2 protein-coding genes are annotated in these 6,697 nt (G+C 62.6%); both read left to right on the top strand.

What is annotated here, in order from left to right:
* Positions 1-17 precede the first annotated feature (17 nt).
* Positions 18-3,230 carry an efflux RND transporter permease subunit gene (locus tag H597_RS0115470; RefSeq protein ID WP_028102943.1) on the top strand — a complete coding sequence of 1,071 codons (3,213 nt, stop codon included), beginning with the start codon at positions 18-20 and terminating at the stop codon, positions 3,228-3,230.
* A 75-nt stretch (positions 3,231-3,305) separates the two neighbouring features.
* A complete protein-coding gene (locus tag H597_RS0115475) occupies positions 3,306-6,518 on the top strand; it encodes an efflux RND transporter permease subunit (RefSeq protein WP_028102944.1) in 3,213 nt (1,070 codons plus the stop codon).
* Positions 6,519-6,697: the final 179 nt, after the last annotated feature.

The following is a 6,697-nucleotide window of genomic DNA, read 5'->3' on the forward strand; positions in this document are numbered from 1 at the left end:
TCCTAGGGAAACGAACCATGTTCCTTTCTAATTTCAGTATCAAGCGCCCCGTCGCCATGATCGTGCTGATCGTGGCGATGATGGCCCTGGGCCTATTGGCCTTGTCCAAGCTGCGCGTCAACCAGAATCCGGATGTCGAGATCCCGCTGTTGATCGTCAACATCCCGTATCCTGGCGCCTCGCCGGAGACGGTCGAGCGCGAGGTGGTCAACCGCCTGGAAAAATCGCTGCAGTCGATCGCCGGTGTGACCGACCTGTACTCGACCTCGCGCGAGGGCAGCGCCACCATCGAAATGCGCTTCACGTTCCAGAAGAACTTGATCGAAGCGTCGGACGAGGTGCGCAACGCCATCGCGTCGGTGCGTTACAAGCTGCCGACCGAGATGCGCGAGCCGATGATCCAGCGTATCGACACGTCGGCCGACCCGATCATGCAGATGTCGCTGTCGTCCAAGTCGCAATCGCATTCGGTGCTGTCGCGTATCGCCGAAGACAAGCTGGCTGACCGCTACCGCGCGCTGGATGGCGTGGCTGTGGTCAATGTCAACGGCTCGCTGCGGCGCGAACTGTCGGTGCTGCTGCGCGCCGACAAGCTGCGCGAGTTCAACGTCTCGGTGGCCGAAGTCGCCAACGCGCTGCGCCTGCAGAACACCAACGCCCCGGTGGGCAAGGTGCGCGGCGACCTGGAAGAAAAGGCGATCCGCCTGGTGGGCCGTATCGAGCGTCCGGAGGAATTCAAGGACGTGGTGGTCAAGCGCAACGGCGACCAGCTGGTGCGCCTGGGCCAGGTGGCCACGATTGAAGACGGCTTCGCGGAAATTAATAACGTCAGCCTGCGTTCCGGCAAGCCCAACGTCGGCCTGGCGGTGATCCGTGCCCGTGACGCTTCCACCGTGTCGGTGGCTAAGGCGGTGCGCAAGCTGACCGAGGAAATCAACAAGGAATTCAAGGATGAGGGCCAGGGCACTTCGCTGGAAGTGACGCGCGACGGCGGCGAAGACGCGCAGGATTCCCTGAACAACGTGATCGAAGCGCTGGTGTTCGGCGCCGTGCTGACCATCTTCGTGGTGTACGCCTTCCTGAATTCCTGGCGTTCCACGCTGATCACCGCGCTCTCCCTGCCGACTTCCGTGATCGCCGCTTTCATCGCGGTCTGGCTGTGTGGCTTCACGCTGAACTTCATGACCCTGCTCGGCCTGTCGCTGGCGATCGGCGTGTTGATCGACGACGCCATCGTGGTGCGGGAAAACATCGTGCGCCATATGCAGAACGGCGCCGACCGCCGCAGCGCGGCGCTGAACGGCACCGCCGAAATCGGCCTGGCCGTGGCGGCCACCACCTTCTCCATCATGGCGGTGTTCATCCCGGTCGCCTTCATGGGCGGCATGCCGGGCGAGTGGTTCCGACCGTTTGCGCTGACCGTGACCTGCTCGGTGGCGGTGTCGCTGTTCATCTCCTTTACCCTGGACCCGATGATGTCGGCCTTCTGGGGCGACCCGCCGGACCACCACACGGCCCAGAAGAAGGGCATCGGCAAGGTACTGGACAAGTTCAACCACTGGTTCGACCACCAAGCCGACCGTTACGGCAAGGTGATCGCCTGGGCTCTGCACCATCGCCGCTGGATGGCCGTGATCGCGGTGCTGACCTTCGTCGGCGCGCTGGCCCTGCAAGCGACCGTCGGGGGCTCCAGCTTCCTGCCGAAGGTGGACTTCGGCACCATCGCCATCGATGTGCGCACGCCGTCCTCGTCCAGCCTGGAATACACCAAGACCAAGATGGACAAGGCGGCGCAGCTTGCCCACACCATCAAAGAGGTGAAAGCCACCAGCACGTATGTGAACCTGTCGGGCGGCCGTATCTGGGTCGATATCGGCAAGCGCGGCGAGCGCAAGCGCGACGCCACGGAAATCGGCATCGAACTGCGCCAGAAGCTGGCAGGCCTGGTGGGCGGCGAGTTCGTGGTGCTGGAAGACGTCAACAACGGCGCCCGCAAGCCGGTGCAGATCGACTTCGTCGGTCCGGATTCGCGCAAGCTGATGGAGATCACCAACCAGTTCATGGGCCAGCTGCGCCAGGTCAAGGGCGCGGTCGATGTCGGCCTGTCCGAACAGGATCCGAAGGACGAGCTGCAGATCGAGTTGAACCGCGGCCTGGCCAACTCGATGGGCATTTCCGCCGGCGATGCGGCACAGTCGCTGCGCGTGGCCTTTGCCGGTATCGAAGTGGGCGACTGGGTCGACCCGACCGGCGAGACCCGCGACGTGGCGTTGCGCTTGCATCCGGAAGACCGCGTCAGCCCGGAGAATATCGAGCGCCTGCCGATTTCCGTGAGCGGCACCAACCAGATGGTTCCGCTGGACCAGATCGCCAAGATCACCATGGGCAAGGGCCCGGCCACCATCCGCCACAAGAACGGCAAGCGGATGGTCTCGGTGTCGGCTAACGTGGAAGGCCGCTCGAACGGCGAGGTGATCGAGGAAGCCCGGAAGCTGGCGGCGCAAATGGACTACCCGCCAGGCTTCGGCATGGACGTGGGCGGCTCGGGCAAGGACCAGAAGGAAGTGTTCGGCGCCATGGGCATTGCCCTGGTTTCCGGCATCGGCCTGATGTACCTGGTGCTGGTGATGCAGTTCGGCTCCTTCACGGCGCCGGGCGCGGTGATGCTGTCCCTGCCGCTGTCCCTGATCGGCGTGGTGCTGGGCCTGATCCTCACCCATGGCACGCTGAACCTGATGAGCTTCATCGGCGTGATCATGCTGATGGGCTTGGTGGCGAAGAACGCCATCCTGCTGCTCGACGCTGCGCGTAAGCGTGAGGAAGAGGGCTTCGGCCGGGAGGATGCGCTGATGTACGCCGGCCGTATGCGCCTGCGTCCGATCCTGATGACGACCTTCGCCCTGATTGCCGGCATGATGCCGGTGGCCATCGGCATGGGCGAGGGCGGCGAGTTCTACCGTCCGATGGCGGTGGCCATTATCGGCGGCACCATCACCTCCACCATGCTGACCTTGCTGGTCGTGCCGACGTTCTACGACAGCATCGAGATCACCAAGGACAGCATGATCGCCAAGTTTCACCGCCGCGCCGACCGCTGGAACACGGCCGTGGCTTTTGCGCTCACCTTTGTGGAAGCGATCCTGGCGCTGATTTTCGTGCGCCTGGTGTATCGACTGGTCATGAAGCTGGTTGGCCTGGCATTTGGCGGGCGCCAGCCGAAGACGGCTTAAACCCGCGCAGCGGGACGCAAGGAAGGGCCCCCCGGCCCTTTTTTGTTACTTCACAACTTACTAAAAAGTTAAGCGATGTTTCTTTCTAACTTCAGTGTCAAACGCCCGGTCGCGATGATCGTGGTGATCGTGGCAGTGATGGCGATGGGCCTGCTGGCCTTGTCCAAACTGCGCGTCAACCAGAATCCGGATGTCGAGATCCCATCGCTGTACATCAACATCCCTTATCCCGGCGCTTCGCCGGAAACGGTGGAACGCGAGGTGGTCAACCGCCTGGAAAAATCGCTGCAATCGATCACCGGGGTGACCAAGATCGAGACCGAAGCACGCGAAGGCGTGGCCGGCTTCGAGATCGAATTTGCCTTCGATAAGAACCTGATCGAAGCGTCCGACGAGGTGCGCAATGCCATCGCTGCGGTGCGCTACAAGCTGCCGACCGAGATGCGCGAGCCGATGATCCAGCGCTTCGACACCAGCCAGGAGCCCGTGATGCAGCTGGCGCTGTCGTCGCGCAACCAGTCGCATGCCGCGATCTCGCGCATTGCCGAAGACAAGCTGGCCGACCGCCTGCGCGCCCTGGACGGCGTGGCGGTGGTCAATGTCAACGGCGCGTTGCGGCGCGAACTGTCGGTGCTGCTGCGTGCCGACAAGCTGCGCGAATACAATGTGTCGGTGGCCGAAGTGGCGCAGGCGCTGCGCATGCAAAACACCAACGCCCCGGTGGGCAAGGTGCGCGGCAACCTGGAAGAAAAGGCGATCCGCCTGGTGGGCCGCATCGAGCGTCCGGAAGACTTCAAGGACGTGGTGGTCAAGCGCAGCGGCGATATGCTGGTGCGCCTGGGCCAGGTGGCGAGCATTGAAGACGGCTTTGCCGAAGTGAATAACGTCAGCCTGCGTTCCAGCAAGGACAATGTCGGCCTGCACGTGATCCGCTCGCGCGACGCGTCGGCGGTGTCCGTGGCCAAGAAGGTGCGCGTGCTGGTGGGGGAAATCAACAAGGAACTGGATGCCGAAGGATTGGGCACCAAGCTGGAGATCACGCGCGACGGCGGCGAGCAGGCGCAGCGCTCATTGAACAATGTGATCGAGGCCCTGGTGTTCGGCGCCGTGCTGACCATTTTTGTGGTGTACGCCTTCCTGAATTCCTGGCGCTCGACCCTGATCACCGCACTGTCCCTGCCCACCTCGGTGATCGCGGCCTTCATCGCGGTCTGGCTGTGCGGCTTCACGCTGAACTTCATGACCCTGCTCGGCCTGTCGCTGGCGATCGGCGTGTTGATCGATGACGCCATCGTGGTGCGGGAAAACATCGTGCGCCATATGCAGATGGGTTCCGACCGCCGCACGGCAGCCTTGAACGGCACCGCGGAAATCGGCCTGGCCGTGGCGGCCACCACCTTCTCCATCATGGCCGTGTTCATCCCGGTCGCCTTCATGGGCGGCATGGCCGGCCAATGGTTCCGTCCCTTCGCGCTGACCGTGACCTGTTCGGTGGCCGTATCGCTGTTCATTTCCTTTACCCTGGACCCGATGCTGTCGGCTTACTGGGGCGATCCGGCGGACCACCACACGGCCCAGAAGAAGGGCATCGGCAAGGTACTGGACAAATTCAACCACTGGTTCGACCACCAGGCCGACCGTTACGGCAAGGTGATCGAATGGGCGCTGCACCACCGCCGGTGGATGGCCGTGATCGCGTTTGCCTCTTTTGTCGGCGCTATCGCCTTGCAGGCCACGATGGGCGGCACCAGCTTCCTGCCGAAGCAGGACATCGGCATTGTGAAAGTTGAAGTGCGCACGCCATCCTCGTCCAGCCTGGCCTATACGCGCAGCAAGATGAGCAAAGTGTCCGAGATCGCCCTGGGCATCAAGGACGTCAAAGCCACCAATGTGAATGTCAACCTGGCTGGCGGCTCCGTCTACGTGGACATTGGCAAGCGCAGCGAACGCCAGCGCAACGCGCAGGCGATCGGGAGCGAATTGCGCCAGAAGCTGGCCGGCATGGTCGGCGGTGAATTCACCGTGATCGACGACTTCTCCAACAACGGCCGCAAACCGGTGCAGATCGATTTCATCGGGCCGGATTCGCGCAAACTGATGGAGCTCACCAACGAGTTCATGGACAAGCTGCGGCAGGTGAACGGCGCGGTGGACGTGGGTCTGTCGGAGCAGGACCCCAAGTCGGAGCTGCAGATTGAACTGAATCGCGGCCTGGCAAACTCGATGGGCATTTCCGCTGGCGATGCCGCGCAATCGCTGCGCGTCGCCTTCGCTGGTATCGAAGTGGGCGACTGGGTCGATCCGACTGGCGAAACCCGCGATGTGGCCGTGCGCCTGCATCCGCTGGACCGCTTGAGCCCTGAAAACATCGAACGCCTGCCGATCAGCGTGCCGGGCACCGGTCAGATGGTGCCGCTGGACCAAATCGCAAATATCACCATGGGCAAAGGCCCGGCCGCGATCCGCCACCTGAATGGCATGCGCACCATTTCCGTCTCCGCCAACGTGGAAGGCCGCTCGGCCGGTGAAGTGAACAAGGATGCCCAGAAAATTGCCAAGGAAATGAACTTCCCGCCTGGCTTCGGCATGGACGTCGGCGGCTCGGGCAAGGACCAGAACGAAGTGTTCGGCGCCATGGGCATCGCCCTGCTGGCGGGTATTGGCCTTATGTATCTGGTGCTGGTGATGCAGTTCGGTTCCTTCACGGCGCCGGGCGCAGTGATGCTCTCGTTGCCGCTGTCCCTGATCGGGGTGGTGGTCGGCCTGCTGCTCACCCACAACACGCTGAACCTGATGTCGTTGATCGGCGTGATCATGCTGATGGGCCTGGTGGCCAAGAACGCCATCCTGCTGCTGGATGCTGCGCGCAAGCAGGAAGAGGAGGGCGTCAGCCGCGAAGACGCGCTGATGAACGCCGGCCGCATGCGCCTGCGTCCGATCCTGATGACCACCTTCGCCCTGATCGCCGGCATGATGCCGGTGGCCATTGGCTGGGGCGACGGCGGGCAGTTCTATGCACCGATGGCTGTGTCGATTATCGGTGGCACGATTACGTCGACCCTGCTGACCTTGCTGGTTGTGCCGACCTTCTACGACAGCATTGAAATCACCAAGGACAGTATGATCGCCAAGTTCCATCGCCGCGATGCGCGCTGGGGTGCGGCGCTGGCGTTCGTGATGACGTTTGTGGAGGCGATCCTGGCGCTGATCTTCATACGCCTGGTATTCCGCTTGGTGATGAAGGCCGTGGGTTTTGCATTCGGCCGTCGGGTACCGAAACCAGCCTGATTCAATTGGGAGCTAGCAGGCTGCTGAAATACTGCCTCGACAAGCGGGCTATGGCTGGCGGCCCAATGTTATCCTGACATCCCGACTTCATTCTGAAAAACGATGCGCGGCGCCGACACCTTTACCGAAAGCCTGTTCATGATGCGCAAATTGGAGGACTTCATCCCGAAGGATCATCC

Origin of the sequence: Pseudoduganella violaceinigra DSM 15887 (assembly GCF_000425385.1) — a bacterium.
GTDB lineage: Bacteria > Pseudomonadota > Gammaproteobacteria > Burkholderiales > Burkholderiaceae_D > Rugamonas > Rugamonas violaceinigra.